The 19,468-nt window shown below is 44.2% G+C and carries 17 protein-coding genes; 10 read left to right on the top strand and 7 right to left on the bottom strand.

Annotated features, from left to right (window positions below; all coding sequences use genetic code 11):
* Positions 1–9: 9 nt before the first annotated feature.
* Entirely contained in the window at positions 10–1,818 is a 1,809-nt protein-coding gene (locus GD630_RS17315) for an AMP-dependent synthetase/ligase (protein WP_007763343.1), read from the bottom strand.
* A gap of 109 nt (positions 1,819–1,927) precedes the next feature.
* Between GD630_RS17315 and GD630_RS17310 the strand changes: the two genes are divergently transcribed.
* Positions 1,928–2,995, top strand: a complete 1,068-nt coding sequence (locus tag GD630_RS17310) for a M20 family metallo-hydrolase (RefSeq protein WP_143865141.1) — start codon at positions 1,928–1,930, stop codon at positions 2,993–2,995.
* A gap of 44 nt (positions 2,996–3,039) precedes the next feature.
* Here GD630_RS17310 and GD630_RS17305 read toward each other — a convergent pair whose 3' ends face one another.
* From GD630_RS17305 to dut, 4 genes are read right to left on the bottom strand one after another with little or no spacing between them, the layout of a single operon-like run.
* Complete coding sequence (locus tag GD630_RS17305; protein WP_143865142.1) at positions 3,040–4,341, bottom strand: murein hydrolase activator EnvC family protein; 1,302 nt, start codon at positions 4,339–4,341, stop codon at positions 3,040–3,042.
* Complete coding sequence (locus GD630_RS17300) at positions 4,338–4,904, bottom strand: DUF4292 domain-containing protein (RefSeq protein WP_143865143.1); 567 nt, start codon at positions 4,902–4,904, stop codon at positions 4,338–4,340. Before GD630_RS17300 ends, GD630_RS17305 begins: the two co-directional genes overlap by 4 nt.
* Positions 4,901–6,658, bottom strand: coding sequence for a tetratricopeptide repeat protein (locus GD630_RS17295; RefSeq protein WP_143865144.1), 1,758 nt, complete (start codon positions 6,656–6,658; stop codon positions 4,901–4,903). The genes GD630_RS17300 and GD630_RS17295 overlap by 4 nt, the downstream gene beginning before the upstream one ends.
* On the bottom strand, positions 6,655–7,089 hold the full coding sequence (dut, locus tag GD630_RS17290; RefSeq protein ID WP_143865145.1) for a dUTP diphosphatase: 435 nt from the start codon (positions 7,087–7,089) through the stop codon (positions 6,655–6,657). Before dut ends, GD630_RS17295 begins: the two co-directional genes overlap by 4 nt.
* A gap of 98 nt (positions 7,090–7,187) precedes the next feature.
* Between dut and GD630_RS17285 the strand changes: the two genes are divergently transcribed.
* Positions 7,188–8,531, top strand: coding sequence for a deoxyguanosinetriphosphate triphosphohydrolase (locus GD630_RS17285; protein ID WP_143865146.1), 1,344 nt, complete (start codon positions 7,188–7,190; stop codon positions 8,529–8,531).
* On the opposite strand, the gene GD630_RS17280 is transcribed toward GD630_RS17285, so the two are convergent.
* Positions 8,503–9,516, bottom strand: a complete 1,014-nt coding sequence (locus GD630_RS17280) for a GNAT family N-acetyltransferase (RefSeq protein ID WP_007763324.1) — start codon at positions 9,514–9,516, stop codon at positions 8,503–8,505. The genes GD630_RS17285 and GD630_RS17280 overlap by 29 nt on opposite strands.
* A 26-nt stretch (positions 9,517–9,542) precedes the next feature.
* Positions 9,543–10,361 (bottom strand): 1-acyl-sn-glycerol-3-phosphate acyltransferase, encoded by an 819-nt coding sequence (locus tag GD630_RS17275; protein WP_143865147.1) that lies wholly within the window; start codon positions 10,359–10,361, stop codon positions 9,543–9,545.
* A gap of 259 nt (positions 10,362–10,620) precedes the next feature.
* Here GD630_RS17275 and GD630_RS17270 point away from each other — a divergent pair, with 259 nt between their 5' ends.
* The 8 genes from GD630_RS17270 (at position 10,621) to murD (ending at position 19,464) form a co-directional block, all read left to right on the top strand.
* Positions 10,621–11,124 carry an RNA polymerase sigma factor gene (locus GD630_RS17270; RefSeq protein ID WP_007763320.1) on the top strand — a complete coding sequence of 168 codons (504 nt, stop codon included), beginning with the start codon at positions 10,621–10,623 and terminating at the stop codon, positions 11,122–11,124.
* Positions 11,125–11,311: 187 nt separating this feature from the next.
* A complete protein-coding gene (mraZ, locus tag GD630_RS17265; protein ID WP_143865148.1) occupies positions 11,312–11,782 on the top strand; it encodes a division/cell wall cluster transcriptional repressor MraZ in 471 nt (156 codons plus the stop codon).
* Positions 11,769–12,683, top strand: a complete 915-nt coding sequence (rsmH, locus tag GD630_RS17260) for a 16S rRNA (cytosine(1402)-N(4))-methyltransferase RsmH (protein WP_143865199.1) — start codon at positions 11,769–11,771, stop codon at positions 12,681–12,683. The genes mraZ and rsmH overlap by 14 nt, the downstream gene beginning before the upstream one ends.
* Before the next feature lie 6 nt (positions 12,684–12,689).
* Positions 12,690–13,046, top strand: coding sequence for an FtsL-like putative cell division protein (locus GD630_RS17255; RefSeq protein WP_143865149.1), 357 nt, complete (start codon positions 12,690–12,692; stop codon positions 13,044–13,046).
* Positions 13,047–13,103: 57 nt separating this feature from the next.
* On the top strand, positions 13,104–15,233 hold the full coding sequence (locus GD630_RS17250) for a penicillin-binding protein (protein WP_143865200.1): 2,130 nt from the start codon (positions 13,104–13,106) through the stop codon (positions 15,231–15,233).
* 26 nt (positions 15,234–15,259) lie between these two features.
* The gene (locus tag GD630_RS17245) at positions 15,260–16,711 is read left to right on the top strand and encodes a UDP-N-acetylmuramoyl-L-alanyl-D-glutamate--2,6-diaminopimelate ligase (RefSeq protein WP_143865150.1); all 1,452 of its coding nucleotides are present in this window, start codon (positions 15,260–15,262) and stop codon (positions 16,709–16,711) included.
* Positions 16,712–16,729: 18 nt separating this feature from the next.
* Positions 16,730–17,998 (top strand): phospho-N-acetylmuramoyl-pentapeptide-transferase, encoded by a 1,269-nt coding sequence (mraY, locus tag GD630_RS17240; RefSeq protein WP_022276265.1) that lies wholly within the window; start codon positions 16,730–16,732, stop codon positions 17,996–17,998.
* 131 nt (positions 17,999–18,129) lie between these two features.
* Positions 18,130–19,464: a UDP-N-acetylmuramoyl-L-alanine--D-glutamate ligase gene (gene murD / locus GD630_RS17235; RefSeq protein WP_143865151.1), complete on the top strand. Its 1,335-nt coding sequence runs from the start codon at positions 18,130–18,132 to the stop codon at positions 19,462–19,464.
* The last annotated feature ends 4 nt before the right edge of the window (positions 19,465–19,468 follow it).

Here is a 19,468-nt window from a genome sequence, read left to right as displayed (position 1 = left end):
GCCTGGCTCTCAACTCTCCTCGTACATCTTCTCAATCAAGTCTTTATAATTTTCAGAAACGACCGAACGTTTCAGTTTCAATGTATTGGTAAGCTCTCCACGCTCCATACTAAATGGTTCGGGAAGCAAGGTGAAACGTTTGATTTGCTCATAATGCGCAAACTGTTGTTGCAAGGTTTCTATCCGCGCACGGAACAACCCTACAATCTTAGGATGTTGCAACAATTCACTCATATCCTTATACTCAATACCTTTTTCTTTCGCATACTCTTTCACATATCCATATACGGGGACAATCAAAGCAGAGACGAACTTACGCTGATCGGCAATAATAGCAATCTGGTCAATATAACGGTCGATAACCAACTTTGTTTCCAAAGCCTGCGGAGCGATATATTTTCCATTCGAAGTTTTGAATAGATCTTTAATACGCTCTGTCAAGAACAACTGACCATTCTTAAAATAGCCTGCATCGCCCGTATGGAACCATCCGTCCGGATCAATAGCAGCAGCCGTAGCTTCCGCTTTCTTATAATATCCTTTTGTAATGGTTTTACCTCGAAGAAGAATTTCATTATCCTCACCGATCTTCACTTCAACTCCCGGCAACACAACACCTACCGAACCGATATCATATCCCACCGGCAATGTGCAAGACACAGTAGCCGTAGACTCTGTCAGTCCATAACCGACAACCATATTAATGCCTACCGAATGGACAAACTCATTGATTTCATCAGGCACGGCAGCACCGGCAGTCGGAAAGAAATTCCCGTTTTCAATACCGATGGTCTTCTTCAGTAAAGAATAAATTGTCTTTTCGTAGAACTTATATTTCAATTGATTCATCACAGGAGGCGTCTTCCCTTTCCGCAGATAATCAAGATTGTGAATCTTACCAACCCGAATAGCATCCAACATCAATGCCTTCTTCATTCCTGTGGTCTCATTGATCTTCTCTTGTACTCCGGCATACACTTTTTCCCAGAAACGAGGAACGCTACACATCAATGTCGGACGAATTTCCTTAATGGTTGTCTGTATATCCGCCGGACGGAGATTGATACAGATCTGTACCCCTTTATGAATACAGAGATAGCACCAAGCTTTTTCAAATACATGCGTCAATGGAAGGAAGTTCATAGAAACATCCTTATCCGACATCGTGGTCAGGCGGTCGTCATGAGTGCGAAACTGTTCCAAATAACAGGAATGATGAAGCATGACCCCTTTCGGTTCACCTGTCGTTCCGGATGTATAAAGAATATTAGCCAAATCGTCATAAGAGGCACGTCCCGTACGCTCTTCCACCACATCATTGTGCGGAAGTCCTTCTCCCATCGCCATAAACTCATCAAAATAGATGGACGACACATCACGGGGGTCTTTTACGACCGAACGGTCAAAGATAATCAGTTGTTGCAGTGAGGTGCAAAAGCCAAAGATACTGAATGCAGCGTCGTATTGAAATTGCTCACCTACAAAAAGATAGCGTATTTGTGCGTCGTTGATAATGTATTGTGCTTGTGCCGGTGAACTGGTCGCATAAAATGGAATGGTCACAGCACGATTGGCGAATGCACCAAAATCTACATAAAACCATTCAGGCTTGTTTTGCGAAAAGATACCGATATTCTCTTGTTCTCCCACTCCCAACGCAACGAGTGCATTGGCAGCCTGCCTCACAGTTCCGGAGAATTGATTCCAGGTGATCGGAATCCATTGAGCTGTCTCATAGTCACGGTACCTTAAGGCTACCTTGTCGCCATACTTTTCAGCCTGACGATGGACTAAGACAGATAAATGATGATAAGTCATACTCTTTGTATTAGTAAATATGGTACAAAGGTATTAGTTTTATTTGAAACAATTGCTCAAAACGACTATCTTTGTGCAAATATTAAGTAATAGACAAAATATTTGCAGTATGAAATATGATATTCCGACTATGGCAGCAGAGGCTACAAGCCTTCTTAAGTCGTTAATCAGTATCCCTTCTCTTAGCCGGGAAGAGACTCAGGCCGCAGACTTCCTGCAAAATTATATTGAAATGGAAGGTATGCAGACCGGACGCAAGGGTAATAATGTATGGTGTTTTAGCCCTATGTTTGACCTGAAGAAGCCGACTATCCTGCTCAATTCCCACATAGATACCGTCAAACCTGTCAACGGCTGGCGGAAAGACCCGTTCACGCCACGTGAAGAGAACGGAAAATTGTATGGACTGGGAAGCAACGATGCAGGCGCAAGTGTTGTATCTCTATTACAGGTGTTTCTGCAACTATGTCGTACTTCACAGAGATATAATTTGATTTATCTTGCTTCCTGTGAAGAAGAAGTATCGGGCAAAGACGGAATTGAAAGTGTATTATCTGGACTCCCCCCCATTTCATTCGCCATCGTAGGCGAACCGACGGAGATGCAACCTGCCATTGCCGAAAAAGGGCTGATGGTATTAGACGTTACCGCCACAGGCAAGGCAGGACACGCCGCCCGCAACGAGGGAGACAATGCCATTTATAAGGTATTGAATGATATTGCCTGGTTCCGCGACTATCGCTTTGATAAAGAATCGCAGTTACTAGGACCGGTAAAAATGAGTGTAACTGTAATTAATGCAGGTACTCAACACAACGTAATTCCCGATAAGTGCACTTTCGTTGTTGATATCCGTAGCAACGAGCTTTACTCGAATGAAGATTTATTTGCTGAAATCAAGAAACATATCTCTTGCGAAGCCAAAGCCCGCTCGTTCCGTCTCAACTCCTCACGGATCGACGAGAAACATCCGTTTGTCCAAAAAGCAATAAAAATGGGGCGTGTCCCTTTCGGTTCCCCTACTCTATCCGACCAGGCATTGATGTCTTTTCCATCGGTAAAAATAGGACCGGGACGTTCTTCACGTTCACATACGGCAGAAGAGTATATTATGCTGAAAGAGATAGAAGAAGCTATCGGACTATATCTGGAATTATTAGACGGACTTCTGCTTTAATACAGAAGTCCGCTCGCTATACTCTAGTATCTTCAACTATCACTTTATCGATTGAGCCAAGGCTCCGGATTCAGTTTCTCCTTTTCACGACGCAGTTGGAAATGCAACACCGTCCGCCCATTATCCGTCCCATCCGAAAAGACCTGTCCGATGTGCTGTTTAGTTTTCACCGTATCACCGGACTTCACAGAAGCGGAAGACAGATTACAATAAACAGAAATATAATTCCCATGCCGGATAAGAACATTAAATAATCCGTTCAGTTGGAATACGGCCGCCACTTTTCCGTCAAAGATGGCACGTGCTTGAGCACCCGGCTTTCCTTGTATATCTATTCCTTTATTATCAAGTTTCACATTGCGTAGCCCCTCTACCGCATATTGCCCATAATGACTGGTGATGATATAAGCACCGGATATAGGCATAGGAAGCTTTCCACGATTGGCGGCAAAATTGCCGGATAGCTCCCGATCCGCCTTACTCATTGTATACACCTCCAAAGGCTTCGACTTCGTTTTCGCTCCGGTTCCAGCCGATTGCCCTTCCTTGCCTTGCGCCTTCCTGCGAGCCGCCTCCTCACGACGGGCTTCCTCCTGTGCACGCTTGCGGGCACGTTCAATCTCTTCCGCAATCAGCTTGTCAATACGGGCATTCAGTTGATTAGCCTCTCTCCGTTTCTTATTAATCTCATTCTGCAATCCTCTTTGTTTCTTTTGCAGATTGGCAACCAAAGTCCGTTTTTCTTTCTCCTGTGCTTCCAACTTCACTTTTTCGCCTTCACGTTCTTTCAGCAAATTCTCTTTGGCAGCCTTTACCTGCTGCCGTTCCGCCTTCTTCTTACGTATCTGTTCCTGTTTTTTCAGGATTTCTTCTCCTTGCAAACGCTGATAGGTAGCATATTCGCGAACATAACGCATACGGCGATAAGTTTGCCCCAAGTTCTTGGCAGAAAAAATAAACATCAGTTTTTCCTCTATCGATTTGTTCTTATACAGGTATTGGACAGAAGCTTCATATTTCTTTTTCTTATCTCTCAAATCTCTTTCCAAGCTCCTCAATTGCCGTTGAAGAGAAGCCAACTCACGCTCGATAGCCTCTACATCATTGTTAATAGCCATGATATAACGTTTCCTCTCTTCAATCTGCCCGGTCAATGCCGCCAGACTATTCAACTGGCTACCTACATCTTTCTTTGTATTCTTCAATATCGTTTCCGACTCGGCAATCTGTTTTTGCAGCGCACCACGTTTGCCCTCCAACTCACGAATCAGTTTGTTCGATTGAGCGAAAAGCGGAACTGCCAGCCAAAGGCAACCGATAAGAATAACAAAAAAACGTTTCATCATAACAAAGCTACCAACATTTTTATTAATTCTTCCAAAGGAACCTGTCTGTACTTAGAACTCAACTCAGTCGGAGTCATTGAAAACTCTTTCGTAGAAAACTCATAAAGTTGCACCTTTGCTTTTTCCAACGAAGAAATTCCTATATCCTTTCCTGTCAGTTCTGTCTTACCACCGGGTAAAGACGCATCTGTCAGTATCTTCTCCAAACGAGAGAACTCCGCATTCTTAGGTAATATACCTTTCAGTTCTTCTTTACTTGCACGAACAAATCTTCTGTTCATCCTGTCCACTAACAATACCTCTTCAGGAGTCACTTCGATACGTGCTACCTCTGTACGTAGAATAGGCATCAGCAAAGAGATTTGCACCCGTTCATGAGTTTTCATCTTCATGGTTCCTCCTACCGACAGGCTTCCTCCTTTTTTATCGGGAATAGTCAGTTGGAGCTTGGAAGCCAGATAACTGGATACAGGCGCCTTTGTCTCCGAAGTCACCAAGCGCTTCGAACTCTTACAACCAGCCAACACAACCACAACCAACAATAGATAAACTATTCTTTTCATTCTGCTATAAATTTCTTCTTTTCTATTTTCTGCTTCAATGTTTTCGACTCACTACCCATCTCCAATGCCTTCTTCCAATATCCCAGTGCGCCTTCCACATCACCCGTCATAAAATAAATATCCCCGCAATGCTCCACTATCACATCACTTTTCCCTCCATCACTCTTCATTGCATTATCAATATAAATACGAGCCTCAGCATAGTTGCCTTTCTCAAAAAGAATCCAGGCATACGTATCGAGATAAGTCGAATTATTAGGTTCTGCCTTTACGGTCTTATAACTCATTTCTTCCGCTTTATCCAAATCACGCCGTTCCACAGACAGATAATAGGCATAATTATTCAACGCACCGATGTTGGAAGGGTTATACACCAAAGCTGAATCGTAGGCAGCATAAGCTTCCTTCATTTGCTTTTTGGTATGATAGATATCCCCCATAATTGAATAGAAATCCGAAATGACCTCTTTTCGGGTATCGGGTGTAATATGCTCTAATGCCCTACTACAAATACTCAACACACTGTCTGTCTGCTCTGCCTGATGATAGGCAATAGCCAGATAATAATAAAGTTCCAATGCATCCGGAGTAGCTTCAATGCCCGGCTCGCAGACTTTTATAATCTGCTTGTAGTCTTCCTTTTTCACGGCAGCGCTGACCAACATCAAGCGGGCAGCCTTATTCGTGGGATCTAAATCAACCACCTGTTCCAATACAGGCACTGCTTCCGGTTCCATATTCTTCGACAATAGATACTGTGCATAAAGCATGGGAATCTGCGGATCATCCTGGTCCAGTTCCATAATCCGATCAAACAGGGCTATCACTTGAGTACTGTCTTTAGCGGTCGATTGCTCATTCTCCACAATAATCTGACGCATCACATTAATTTTAGTATCAGGCGCCACTTTCTTATTCAGCAATAATGTGTCCAATTGTTGCTGATACAATTCTTTCTGTCCGGTCTGCTCATAATAGGAAGCCATCGAGAAAAGCGCCATCGGATTATCCGGTTCCACAGCCAATACCTTCTGGTATGCTTCGTATGCCTCCTGCTTCTTTCCGTTTTGCAGATATACATCCCCCAGTATCACTTGATAGCGCATATCCATCGGATATTCCTGCACCAGACTTTCTATCTCCCTGAATGCTTTTTTATCATCTTTCATCTGAAGATAAATACGGAATTTCTCCATAGACAACTGTTCGTTCTTTCCCAAACGTTTCTCCAAACGGTTCAATGTGGAAATCACATCATTATATTTCTCCTGACGGCTGTAAATATCAAGCAAATTGAACAAAGGGTCTTGCTTCGCCGGAAAACGAGTAACCATTGTTTCAAGCAAAGTCACAGCCTTATCCAGTTCATTCTGCTGCTGATACAGGCTGACTAATCCCTGACTATACCAATAATTGTCCGGAGCATAAGCTACCGCTTTCTCTAAAGCAGCCTGTCCCTGAGGCACCTGACGGAGAAACATATAATATTGAGAAATTTCATAAAGGGCGGACGGAGCGTTCGGATTGATTTCCAAGCAATGTTGTAACAGACCAAAAGCCGTAGCATATTCTTTCTTTTCCTTCATCCGTATAGCTTCAAGAAAGAAATAGTCATATTTACGTTGCTGCTCTTCCGTCAGTTGCAATACAACAGTTTTGTCCTCCTTCCTCACCTTTTTCTTTTTACCTTGCACAGTCGTGCAAAGAGGAAACAGTAAGGCATTTATCAGCAAGAATAGTATTATCTTTTTCATTTTTCCCCTGTATGACCGAAGCCTCCGGCTCCACGTTCTGTTTCATCAAGCACCTCCACTTCCTGCCACACGGCTTGTTCATGCTTGGCTATCACCATTTGGGCGATACGTTCTCCATCTTCAATCACAAACGCTTCGGACGATAGATTGACTAAAATAATGCAAATTTCTCCCCGATAATCCGCATCAATCGTTCCGGGAGAATTGAGAACGGAGATTCCTTTCTTGATAGCCAGCCCGCTACGGGGACGTATTTGCGCTTCGAATCCTTTCGGAAGAGCTATATATAATCCGGTAGGTACCAGACAACGCTGTAACGGTTCCAATATAATAGGTTCGGAAAGATTAGCACGGATATCCATTCCTGCAGATAATTCTGTGGCGTAAGCCGGAAGCGGATGCTTCGATTTATTGATAACTTGAATATTCATAAAATACACGTTTACTATATTAACAGGCGAAAATACACATTTTGAACTGAAAAATAGTTAAGTTTGCAGTTAAATAATAAATAATGCACACATTTGCCATGAATTGGAACCAATTAATATCAGCTAAACGCTTCGGAATGGAAGAATTCCACGAAGTACGACAGGAGAACCGCTCGGAATTTCAACGGGACTATGACCGTCTGATCTTCTCCGCTCCTTTCCGCAGGTTACAGAATAAGACGCAGGTATTTCCCCTGCCGGGCAGTGTCTTTGTACACAACCGGCTCACACACAGTCTCGAAGTTTCTTGTGTCGGCCGTTCTCTAGGCAATGATGTAGCCAAAGCCATCCTGCAACGCCAACCGGAGCTTCAAGAATCCTTTTTACCGGAGATCGGTTCTATTGTCTCCGCCGCTTGTCTGGCGCATGACTTGGGAAATCCTCCCTTCGGACATTCCGGTGAGCGGGCTATATCCACATTCTTCTCTGAAGGGAAAGGACTCCGCTTGAAAGAAATACAGCCGAACGGAGAGCAACTTTCTGCGATGGAATGGGAAGATCTGACACATTTTGAAGGAAACGCAAACGCATTCCGACTCCTGACCCATCAATTTGAAGGCAGGCGGAAAGGAGGATTTGCAATGACATACACGACATTGGCTTCCATTGTGAAATACCCCTTTTCATCGAGTCTTGCCGGCACAAAATCCAAATTCGGATTCTTCGTCAGCGAAGAAGAAAGTTTCCATAAGATAGCAACCGAGTTGGGATTAACCTTATTTAATGAACATCCGTTGAAATATGCACGTCACCCATTGGTCTACTTGGTAGAGGCCGCAGATGACATCTGCTATCAAATGATGGATATTGAAGATGCGCATAAACTGAAAATCCTCACTACCGAAGAGACAAAGGAACTGTTAATGGCCTATTTCAGCGAAGAACGCCGGGAACGCATCCGACAAACCTTCCTCATTGTCAGCGACACGAATGAGCAAATCGCTTATCTGCGTTCTTCCGTCATCGGATTACTGATTCGCGAATGTACCCGTGTATTTCTGGAGCACGAAGCGGAAATTCTATCCGGCACTTTTGAAGGAGCGCTTATCAAACATATATCCGAGCGTCCGGCAAACGCATACAAGCACTGCGCCGAAGTATCCCTGAAAAAGATCTACCGGTCAAGGGATGTACTGGACATCGAGTTAGCCGGTTTCCGCGTCATCAGTACCTTGCTGGAACTGATGATAGATGCGGTAACCTCTCCCGGAAAGGCCTATTCCGAGTTGCTCATCAACCGGGTTTCAAGCCAGTATAATATAAAAGCGCCTGCACTCTATGAAAGAATACAGGCGGTACTTGACTATATATCGGGTATGACCGATGTCTTCGCTCTTGATCTTTATCGTAAAATTAACGGCAACAGTCTGCCTGCGGTGTAACAACTTTCGGAGCGAATGCTTCATCATTATCACAAGGCATTTTCATCGCATCCGGATGGCTTTCTATAAACGTCTGGATGTGTCTCATCCGCTTATCCTCCAATATCTCATCTACCGCAATCAGGATTCCGGTTTCTTCCACATCGCCAAATTCATAGTTGATGGCGGTTCCGAACATCCGCATCGTAGGACTCAAACTCATATAAGCATTCACCAACGGCGGGATGTTATATCCCAATTTGCGAATCTCACAATTCAATATCTTATAGTCCTCCTTGAAAGTATCCTTACAGAACAAAGCCTTTAACTCTTCTTCGGAAGTCTCCGACTTCAAAGGCTCCATTGGAGTAACCAGTTCATCTTTATCATAGAAGTGCTTTTTGAGGAAATAAAGAATCATATCACGTCCCCGACGATGATAACTAGGATACATGGTCACTTTTCCAAAGAAATACTTCACATTCGGCATGACCACCGTTAACGCGCCCAACCCATCCCACAAATTATCCAAAGCAAACAATCCTTTGCTACCGGCACGTGTAGACTGATATTCGAGCGTAACGAACGAACGCCCCAGTTCAATGGTCTGAGGAAGATATTCTTTAATAAAAGTTTCCGAGAAATGAAACATATGAGAAGTAGCCAGAATCGGAGCGCCTTTCTCATCGAAACGCACATCCGTTCCAAGCAAATACCGATAGCCGCCCAATATTTCTTCTGCTTCCGGATTCCATACGATCAACTGTTTATATGGATGTTCCATAGTGTCATATTCATCTATATCCATCGACAGCCCCGTTCCTCCACCGGCAGCACGAAAAGCAATTTCACGCAAACGACCGATTTCCCTCATTACATTGGGGGCATTCTGATAAGTAATAATATAAATCTGATTATTACTTTTATTCGTCATTCGCAAGCGTTTGTCTTCCGTCAACTCCGCCTTCAGCAGCTCTTTGCTTACCGGTTTAATAATCTCTTCCATATTTCTTGTTATAGTTGTTCTATCAGTTACAGTTTATATACAATGTCTTTCACGTACTCCGCCCACTGTGCCGGAGTTTTCGATTTATCGAAAGTCTTCCAGGGTATCGGCTTACCGAAAGTTACAGTAAAAGTCTGGTGTCGGTTCTTGAACATTTCATCCGCAAGGTACAACATGGCGATATTGAACTTAATGCCTAATGCTTTGCAGAAGTTTGCCAGATTATAAAAGAAATCGGAGTTCCGACCTCCAAAATGCACGGGGATTACATCACGTTCCGCCTGTATACTCTTTACTACAAATGTCTTCTTCCATTCCAGATCGCGAATCACTCCATTACGCCGACGCGAGCAGAGACCGGCAGGAAACATGATCAGCTGATCGTCGGACTTAAATCCGGCCTCCACCATCTTGGGGAAGTCCTTTGCCTGTTTACCGGTTTTATTGATAGGTATGCAAAGCGGAGCTAATCCGTGAAGATTCATCAACAAGTCGTTCACCAGATATTTCACCTTCCCGTCATAATGCCGCCCCAGCACATAACCAAGCGCGACACCGTCCTGTCCTCCCAGCGGATGATTGGACACAAAGGTGTACAATCCGTCTTTAGGCAGGTTTTCGATACCTTTCACATCCACCTTCGCATCCAGAAAGTCCATACATGCCTCCAAGAAGTCTACCCCTACTTTATCTTTCGATTCATTCAGGAATACATTGATCTCATCCTGATGAACTATTTTCTTCAAATAAGAAATCACGAACTTAGGGATGTACTTATATTGCTTCGGAGCTTTTGTCCGAAGAATCTTATCGACATCAATCAAAAATAAAGAGTCATCAGTCATTCTTTTCAAATAAAAATGATGGCACAAAATTAACGGTTCTTTTTTATTAATCGCAATAATTTGGTAGAAAATGCAGGATTAAAGTTCATAACACAAAAAAATAGCACCCAAAAACTATCAAATACCACCTAAAAACTATCAGCTGACAATTTTTAGGTCAAATTCAGTCTGATTTTCCCCCATCGGATTCCTGAAAATACCGTAAAATTGCAACATCGAAATTTACGAACGAATATTCACAATTTAAAAGCAACACAGTATGAAAAGTTTAAGCTTCAGAAAAGATTTAGTAGGAGTACAAGAAGAATTATTCCGCTTCGCCTACAAACTGACAACTGATCGTGAAGAAGCAAACGATTTGTTGCAGGAGACATCATTAAAAGCATTAGATAACGAAGATAAATATATGCCTGATACTAATTTTAAAGGATGGATGTACACCATCATGCGCAATATATTCATCAACAACTACCGCAAGGTAGTCCGCGATCAAACATTTGTTGACCAAACCGACAACTTATACCACCTGAACTTGCCGCAAGATGCAAGTTATGAAAGTACAGAGAGAGCATACGACCTGAAAGAGATGCACCGGGTAGTCAACAAACTCCCTAAAGAATACAGAGTTCCGTTTGCAATGCACGTTTCAGGATTCAAATACCGAGAAATTGCGGAAAAACTGAACCTCCCTTTGGGTACAGTAAAAAGCCGCATCTTCTTCACACGCCAGAAATTGCAGGAAGACCTGAAAGACTTTCGCTAGACCTTAACTAAAAAGATACTAAACTGTACGAGCCCCGAGTGTTGAGCATACTGACACTCGGGGCTCTTTTTTTCAAGTAAATCAACATTTAACACTCTGTTGAAAACTTCTCTAAAAGTTTTTGTGGAAAATCGTGGGGAATTGTGGGGAATTTCATACTTTTACGGTCTCTTATTATAATAAGGTAATGATACGTTTTTTAGGTAATATTGAAGCCAAAGCAGACACTAAAGGAAGAGTGTTCATTCCCGCTATCTTCAGGAAGCAATTACAAGCTGCTTCTGAAGAAAGGCTTATTATGCGTAAAGACGTATTTCAAGACTGCCTGACTCTATACCCAGAAAGCGTGTGGAACGAGGAGTTGAACGAACTTCGCAGCAGACTTAACAAGTGGAACAATAAACATCAACTCATTTTCAGACAGTTTGTGAGCGACGTTGAGGTGGTGACACCGGACAGCAACGGACGCATATTAATCCCCAAGCGGTATTTACAGATCTGCAATATACATGGGGATATACGCTTCATCGGCATCGACAACAAGATAGAGATCTGGTCGAAGGAGCGGGCAGAACAGCCGTTTATGTCACCCGAAGAGTTTGGAGCGGCATTAGAAGAAATTATGAACGATGAAAATAAACAAGATGGAGAAAGATGAACTGACATATCATGTGCCTGTACTGCTGAAAGAAAGCGTTGACGGGATGAACATCCGCCCTGACGGAACGTATGTAGACGTTACCTTCGGCGGAGCGGGACATTCACGAGAGATTCTTTCACGGCTCGGGGAAGGCGGACGACTTTTGGGATTTGACCAAGATGAAGACGCCGAACGGAATATCGTTGATGATCCCCACTTTATTTTCGTACGCAGCAACTTCCGTTACCTGCACAATTTCCTGCGTTATCACGATATCGAGCAGGTAGATGCGATTTTAGCCGATCTAGGTGTGTCTTCCCATCATTTTGATGACAGTGAACGCGGTTTCTCTTTCCGTTTCGACGGAGATCTGGATATGCGCATGAATAAACGTGCAGGACTTACGGCAGCCGATATCGTAAACACTTACGAAGAGGAACGCCTCGCCAACATTTTCTATCTCTATGGAGAATTAAAGAATAGCCGTAAACTCGCTTCTGTGATTGTCAAAGCACGGAACGGGCAGGCTATCCGTACCATCGGAGAGTTTTTGGAAGTCATCAAGCCACTTTTTGGCCGCGAAAGGGAAAAGAAGGAATTGGCAAAGGTATTCCAAGCACTGCGGATTGAAGTAAACCAAGAGATGGAAGCCTTGAAAGAAATGTTACTGGCAGCAACAGAGGCATTGAAACCGGGTGGCAGACTAGTAGTGATCACCTATCACTCATTGGAGGACCGCATGGTGAAGAACATTATGAAAACCGGAAATGTAGAGGGAAAAGCAGAAAGCGATTTCTTCGGGAATCTGAATACCCCCTTCCGCCTTGTCAACAACAAAGTGATTATTCCTGACGAAGCGGAAATAGAAAGGAATCCGCGTTCAAGAAGTGCTAAATTACGAATTGCAGAAAAGAAATAAAGAGAAATGGAAGAGGAAGTAGTAAATAAGAAAACAGAAGAGGGAAAGAAGAAAAAACGCACCTCACTAAAAAGTATTCTGGGTGGAGACATTCTGGCTACCGACTTTTTCCGCCGTCAGACGAAGTTGCTGGTACTGATCATGGTATTCATCATCTTCTACATCCATAACCGCTATGCCAGTCAGCAACAGCAGATCGAGATAGACCGGTTGAAAAAGGAACTGATAGATATAAAATACGATGCGCTGACACGTAGCTCGGAACTGATGGAGAAGAGCCGCCAGTCACGTATAGAAGACTATATTTTTAGTAAGGAGAGTGATTTGCAGACATCCACCAACCCTCCTTACCTTATTAAATAGGTGGAGATCTGGGAGTTTTAAAAGAGAAGCACTGTGGCAGTTAATAAAAAGAATATAATGACCCGCTATTTCTTCGTCATCCTCGTGATGGCGTTGATAGGTGTAGCAATTGTCGTAAAGGCAGGAATCACTATGTTCGCCGAGCGTCAGTATTGGCAGGACGTAGCCGATCGCTTCGTGAAAGAGAACGTAACGGTGAAGCCTAATCGTGGAAACATTATTTCCTCCGACGGTAAACTAATGGCCAGTTCCTTACCCGAATACAGGATATATATGGACTTTATGTCCGGTGAGAAGGACGAAAAACGAAGAAAGAAAGATCAGGCCAGACGCGATTCCATTCTTAACGCCAACATGGATTCAATCTGTATCGGACTGAACAAGATTTTCCCGGATAAGAGTGTCGCTCAATTCAAGGCACATCTTAAAAAAGGACGCCAAGCTAAGAGCCGTAACTATCTGATTTATCCGAAACGCATCTCCTATATACAATATAAAGAGGTAAAGAGATTGCCTGTGTTCTGCCTGAACCGATACAAAGGAGGATTCAAAGAATTAGCCTACAATCAGAGGAAAAAACCGTTTGGCTCGTTGGCCGCACGTACGTTGGGAGATGTTTATGCCGATACGGCAAAAGGAGCCAGAAATGGTATAGAGTTAGCTTTTGACACCATCTTGAAAGGACGGGACGGACTGACACATCGCCAGAAAGTGATGAATAAATACTTGAATATAGTAGACGTACCACCGGTTGACGGTTGCGACCTCCTCACTACTATTGATGTGGGTATGCAGGATATTTGCGAAAAGGCATTGGTAGACAAGTTAAAAGAGTTGAATGCAAGTGTTGGTGTAGTCGTTCTGATGGAAGTGGCTACGGGAGAAGTAAGAGCAATCGTCAATATGATGCAGGGCAAGGACGGAGAATATTACGAAATGCGCAATAACGCCATCAGTGATATGCTTGAACCCGGTTCTACCTTCAAGACGGCCTCCATTATGGTAGCTCTTGAAGATGGGAAAATCACTCCTGATTACGTAGTGGATACAGGCAACGGGCAAATGCCGATGCATGGTCGCGTGATGAAGGACCACAACTGGCATCGCGGAGGATACGGCAAACTAACTGTCACCGAAATATTAGGGGTGTCTTCCAACGTGGGCACATCGTATATCATAGACCACTTCTACGGAAGCAATCCGCAAAAATTTGTCGACGGACTAAAACGGATGAGTATTGACCAACCTCTCCATCTGCAAATAGCCGGAGAAGGGAAGCCGAACATTCGGGGACCCAAAGAAAGAAGTTATTTTTCAAAGACCGCCTTGCCATGGATGAGTATCGGTTACGAGACACAAGTACCACCGATGAACATCGTTACTTTTTACAATGCAATAGCCAACAAAGGCGTAATGGTGCGTCCCAAGTTCGTAAAAGCAGCGATAAAAGACGGAGAGGTAGTAAAAGAATATCCGACCGAAGTTATCAATCCGAAGATATGTTCGGACAAGACATTGGCAGACATACAGATGATATTGCGTAAAGTAGTAGGCGAAGGACTTGCCAAACCGGCAGGAAGCAAACAGTTCCATGTTTCGGGAAAAACGGGAACAGCGCAAATCTCACAGGGAGCAGCCGGATACAAGACGGGGAGAACGAATTATCTAGTCAGTTTCTGCGGGTATTTCCCATCAGAAGATCCTAAATATAGTATGATTGTTTCCATTCAGAAACCGGGACTACCGGCCTCAGGAGGTTTGATGGCAGGTAGCGTATTCAGCAGGATTGCCGAAAGAGTATACGCCAAAGACTTACGTTTGCCGCTCACCAATGCGATTGATACGAGTTCCGTAGTCATTCCGAACGTAAAAGCCGGAGAGATGAGGGAAGCTCAGCGGGTATTGGAAGAACTGAATATTCAGGTGCAAGGTAAAATAGCCAACGCAGGAAAAGAAGTGTGGGGAAATACCCACCTGGCTCCACAAGCCGTAGTGCTGGAGAGTCGGAGCAATATGCAGAATTTTGTACCGAGTGTCATAGGTATGGGAGCTAAAGACGCTGTATACCTGCTGGAAAGTAAAGGGTTGAAAGTGCATCTTGTCGGAGTGGGCAAGGTAAAAAGTCAGTCGATAGCCAACGGAAGCATTGTTAGAAAAGGACAGACAGTGACGCTTACGCTAAAATAGTGAATGATTAAAAAATAAATAGAGTAATGTTATTAAATGAGCTACTGAAAGCAATCCAACCGGTACAGATAGCCGGAGATTCAAATATAGAAATTGCCGGAATCAACATAGATTCCCGTTTGGTAGAAGCCGGACAACTGTTCATGGCTATGCGCGGTACGCAAGCCGACGGTCATGCCTATATACCCGCCGCCATCAGTAAAGGCGCCACCGCTATCCTCTGCGAGGATATGCCCGAAAAACCGGTGGCGGGAATTACCTATATACAAGTAAAAGACAGCGAGGACGCGGTAGGCAAGATTGCCACCACCTTCTATGGAGATCCGACTTCCAAACTGGAGTTGGTCGGTGTCACCGGAACGAATGGAAAAACAACCATCGCTACCTTATTATATAATACCTTCCGCTATTTCGGATATAAAGTAGGACTTATCTCTACAGTCTGCAATTATATCGATGACGAGCCGATTCCAACGGAGCACACCACACCTGACCCTATCACGCTGAACCGTTTATTGGGACGGATGGCAGACGAAGGATGTAAATACGCCTTTATGGAAGTCAGTTCCCATTCGATCGCACAGAAGCGTATCAGCGGATTAAAATTCACCGGAGGTATCTTCACCAATCTCACCCGTGACCATCTGGACTATCATAAGACGGTAGAGAATTATCTGAAAGCTAAGAAAAAATTCTTCGATGACCTACCGAAGAATGCGTTCAGTCTGACCAATCTCGATGACAAGAACGGACTAGTAATGACGCAAAACACACGTTCCAAAGTCTATACTTATTCGCTGAGAAGTCTCAGTGACTTCAAAGGACGGGTGTTGGAATCCCATTTTGAAGGAATGCTACTTGATTTCAACAATCACGAGCTGGCAGTTCAGTTTATCGGCAAGTTCAACGCTTCCAACTTATTAGCGGTATTCGGTGCCGCTGTCCTGCTTGGGAAAAAAGAAGAAGATGTGTTGGTTGCCCTTAGCACACTGCATCCGGTTGCAGGACGTTTCGACGCTGTGCGTTCAAAAGACGGAGTTACCGCAATTGTCGACTACGCCCATACTCCGGACGCCCTTACTAATGTGCTGAATGCCATACACGGGGTATTGGAAGGGAAAGGAAAAGTAATCACCGTAGTAGGTGCGGGCGGCAACCGTGACAAAGGCAAGCGCCCCATCATGGCAAAGGAAGCCGCCAAAGCCAGCGACCGTGTTATCATCACTTCGGACAATCCCCGTTTTGAAGAGCCGCAAGACATCATCAACGATATGTTGGCCGGACTGGATGCGGAAGACATGAGAAAAACATTAAGCATCGCCGACCGCAAGGAAGCCATCCGTACGGCCTGTATGCTGGCTGAGAAAGGAGACGTAATACTCATTGCCGGAAAAGGGCACGAGAATTACCAAGAGATAAAAGGAGTAAAACATCACTTCGACGACAAAGAAGAAGTGAAGAGAATGTTGAACGATTAGACACCAACCACTGAAGAAATGTTATATTATTTGTTTGAATGGCTGCATAAGCTCAATTTTCCCGGAGCGGGAATGTTTGGATATACCTCATTCCGTGCACTGATGGCAGTTATCCTCGCCCTACTTATTTCGAGTATCTGGGGAGATAAGTTTATCAACCTGCTTAAGAAAAAACAAATCACGGAGACACAACGGGATGCGAAAATCGACCCGTTCGGCGTCAACAAAGTAGGCGTACCAAGTATGGGAGGCGTCATCATCATTACAGCCATCCTGATTCCTTGCCTGCTTTTAGGCAAGTTGCATAATATATATATGATACTTATGTTGATCACCACCGTATGGCTGGGATCACTCGGTTTTGCCGACGACTACATCAAGATTTTCAAGAAAGATAAAGAAGGACTGCATGGCAAGTTCAAGATCATCGGGCAAGTAGGTCTGGGACTGATTGTCGGACTTACTTTATATTTAAGTCCGGACGTGGTCATTCGCGAAAACATCGAGATACACAATCCGGGACAGGAGATGGAAGTGGTACACGGAACAAATGACTTGAAATCTACCCAGACAACCATCCCTTTCTTTAAGAGCAACAACCTCGACTATGCAGATCTGGTAGCTTTCATGGGCGATCACGCACAAACGGCCGGATGGGTACTGTTCGTTATCATCACCATCTTTGTCGTTACCGCCGTATCCAACGGAGCCAACCTGAATGACGGAATGGATGGAATGGCGGCGGGCAACTCCGCCATCATCGGAGCTACGCTAGGGATATTGGCTTACGTATCATCACACATCGAGTTTGCCGGCTATCTGAACATTATGTACATTCCGGGATCGGAAGAACTCGTAATTTACATCTGCGCCTTTATCGGTGCATTGATCGGCTTCCTCTGGTACAATGCCTATCCGGCACAAGTATTCATGGGAGATACCGGCAGTCTGACGATTGGCGGAATCATTGCCGTATTCGCCATCATCATTCATAAAGAATTGCTGATACCGATTCTCTGCGGTGTATTCCTCGTAGAAAATCTGTCGGTCATTCTTCAACGGGCTTACTATAAAGCCGGGAAACGAAAAGGAGTGAAACAACGGCTGTTCAAACGGACGCCGATTCACGACCATTTCCGCACTTCCATGAGTTTGATAGAACCGGGATGTACGGTGAAGTTCACCAAGCCCGACCAACTGTTCCACGAATCAAAAATTACTGTCCGTTTTTGGATTGTGACCATCGTGCTGGCAGCCATAACGATTATAACGCTGAAAATAAGGTAAACGCTGAAGATAACTGAGGCGTGAATTAACAATAAAGATTCAGAGAGTATTAACCCGATTATTAACTTTTAAAGGATGTGCACAACTAATAGGCAATTCAGCATATTGGAGACAAGAGCACATTAGTGTAAATGAAAAGAATAGTAATTTTAGGAGCTGGCGAAAGCGGTGCAGGTGCAGCCGTACTCGCTAAAGTCAAAGGATTTGAGACGTTTGTTTCGGATATGTCCGCCATCAAGGACAAGTATAAGGAACTTCTCGACAGCCACCACATTGACTGGGAAGAAGGCCGCCATACCGAAGAACTCATTCTGAATGCCGACGAAGTAATCAAAAGTCCGGGTATTCCGAATGACGCTCCCCTCATTCTGAAACTGAAAGCTCAAGGAACGCCGGTTATATCAGAGATTGAGTTTGCCGGACGTTACACGGACGCCAAAATGATCTGTATCACCGGTTCGAACGGAAAGACGACTACGACTTCCCTCATCTACCATATCTTCAAGAGTGCAGGTCTGAATGTAGGTTTGGCAGGTAATATCGGCAAGAGCCTGGCTTTGCAGGTAGCCGAAGACCACCATGATTATTATATTATCGAACTGAGTTCTTTCCAATTGGATAATATGTATAACTTCCGTGCGAATATAGCCGTATTGATGAATATTACTCCGGACCATCTGGACCGCTACGATCATTGTATGCAGAATTACATCGATGCCAAATTCCGTATCACCCAGAATCAAACTCCGGACGACGCTTTTATCTTCTGGAACGACGACCCTATCATTAAACGCGAATTGGCAAAGCATGGTCTGAAAGCACACCTCTACCCTTTCGCAGCCGTAAAGGAAGACGGAGCGATTGCATACGTAGAAGATCACGAAGTGAAAATCAATGAGCCGATTGCTTTCAATATGGAACAGGAGGAATTGGCTTTGACAGGACAGCATAATCTGTACAATTCTTTGGCTGCCGGTATCTCAGCCAATCTGGCAGGTATCACCAAAGAAAACATACGCAGGGCCCTCTCCGACTTCAAGGGCGTGGAACACCGGTTGGAGAAAGTGGCACGTGTCCGTGGAATTGATTTCATCAACGACTCCAAAGCGACGAACGTCAATTCGTGTTGGTATGCCCTGCAAAGCATGACTACCAAAACAGTATTGATTCTCGGTGGAAAAGATAAAGGAAACGATTATACGGAAATTGAAGACCTGGTACGCGAAAAGTGCTCGGCTCTTGTATATATGGGACTTCACAACGAGAAGCTGCATGATTTCTTCGACCGTTTCGGTTTGCCCGTAGCAGACGTGCAAACCGGCATGAAAGACGCTGTAGAAGCCGCCTATAAATTGGCGAAGAAAGGTGAAACCGTATTATTGAGTCCTTGCTGCGCTTCTTTCGACCTCTTCAAGAGTTACGAGGATCGTGGCGAGCAATTTAAAGAATGCGTCCGCGCCCTTTAATTTT

It is taken from the genome of Bacteroides zhangwenhongii, assembly GCF_009193325.2.
Lineage (GTDB): Bacteria > Bacteroidota > Bacteroidia > Bacteroidales > Bacteroidaceae > Bacteroides > Bacteroides zhangwenhongii.
The sequence above is the reverse complement of the archived record's forward strand: the minus strand, read 5'-3'. Positions and strand labels throughout refer to the sequence as shown.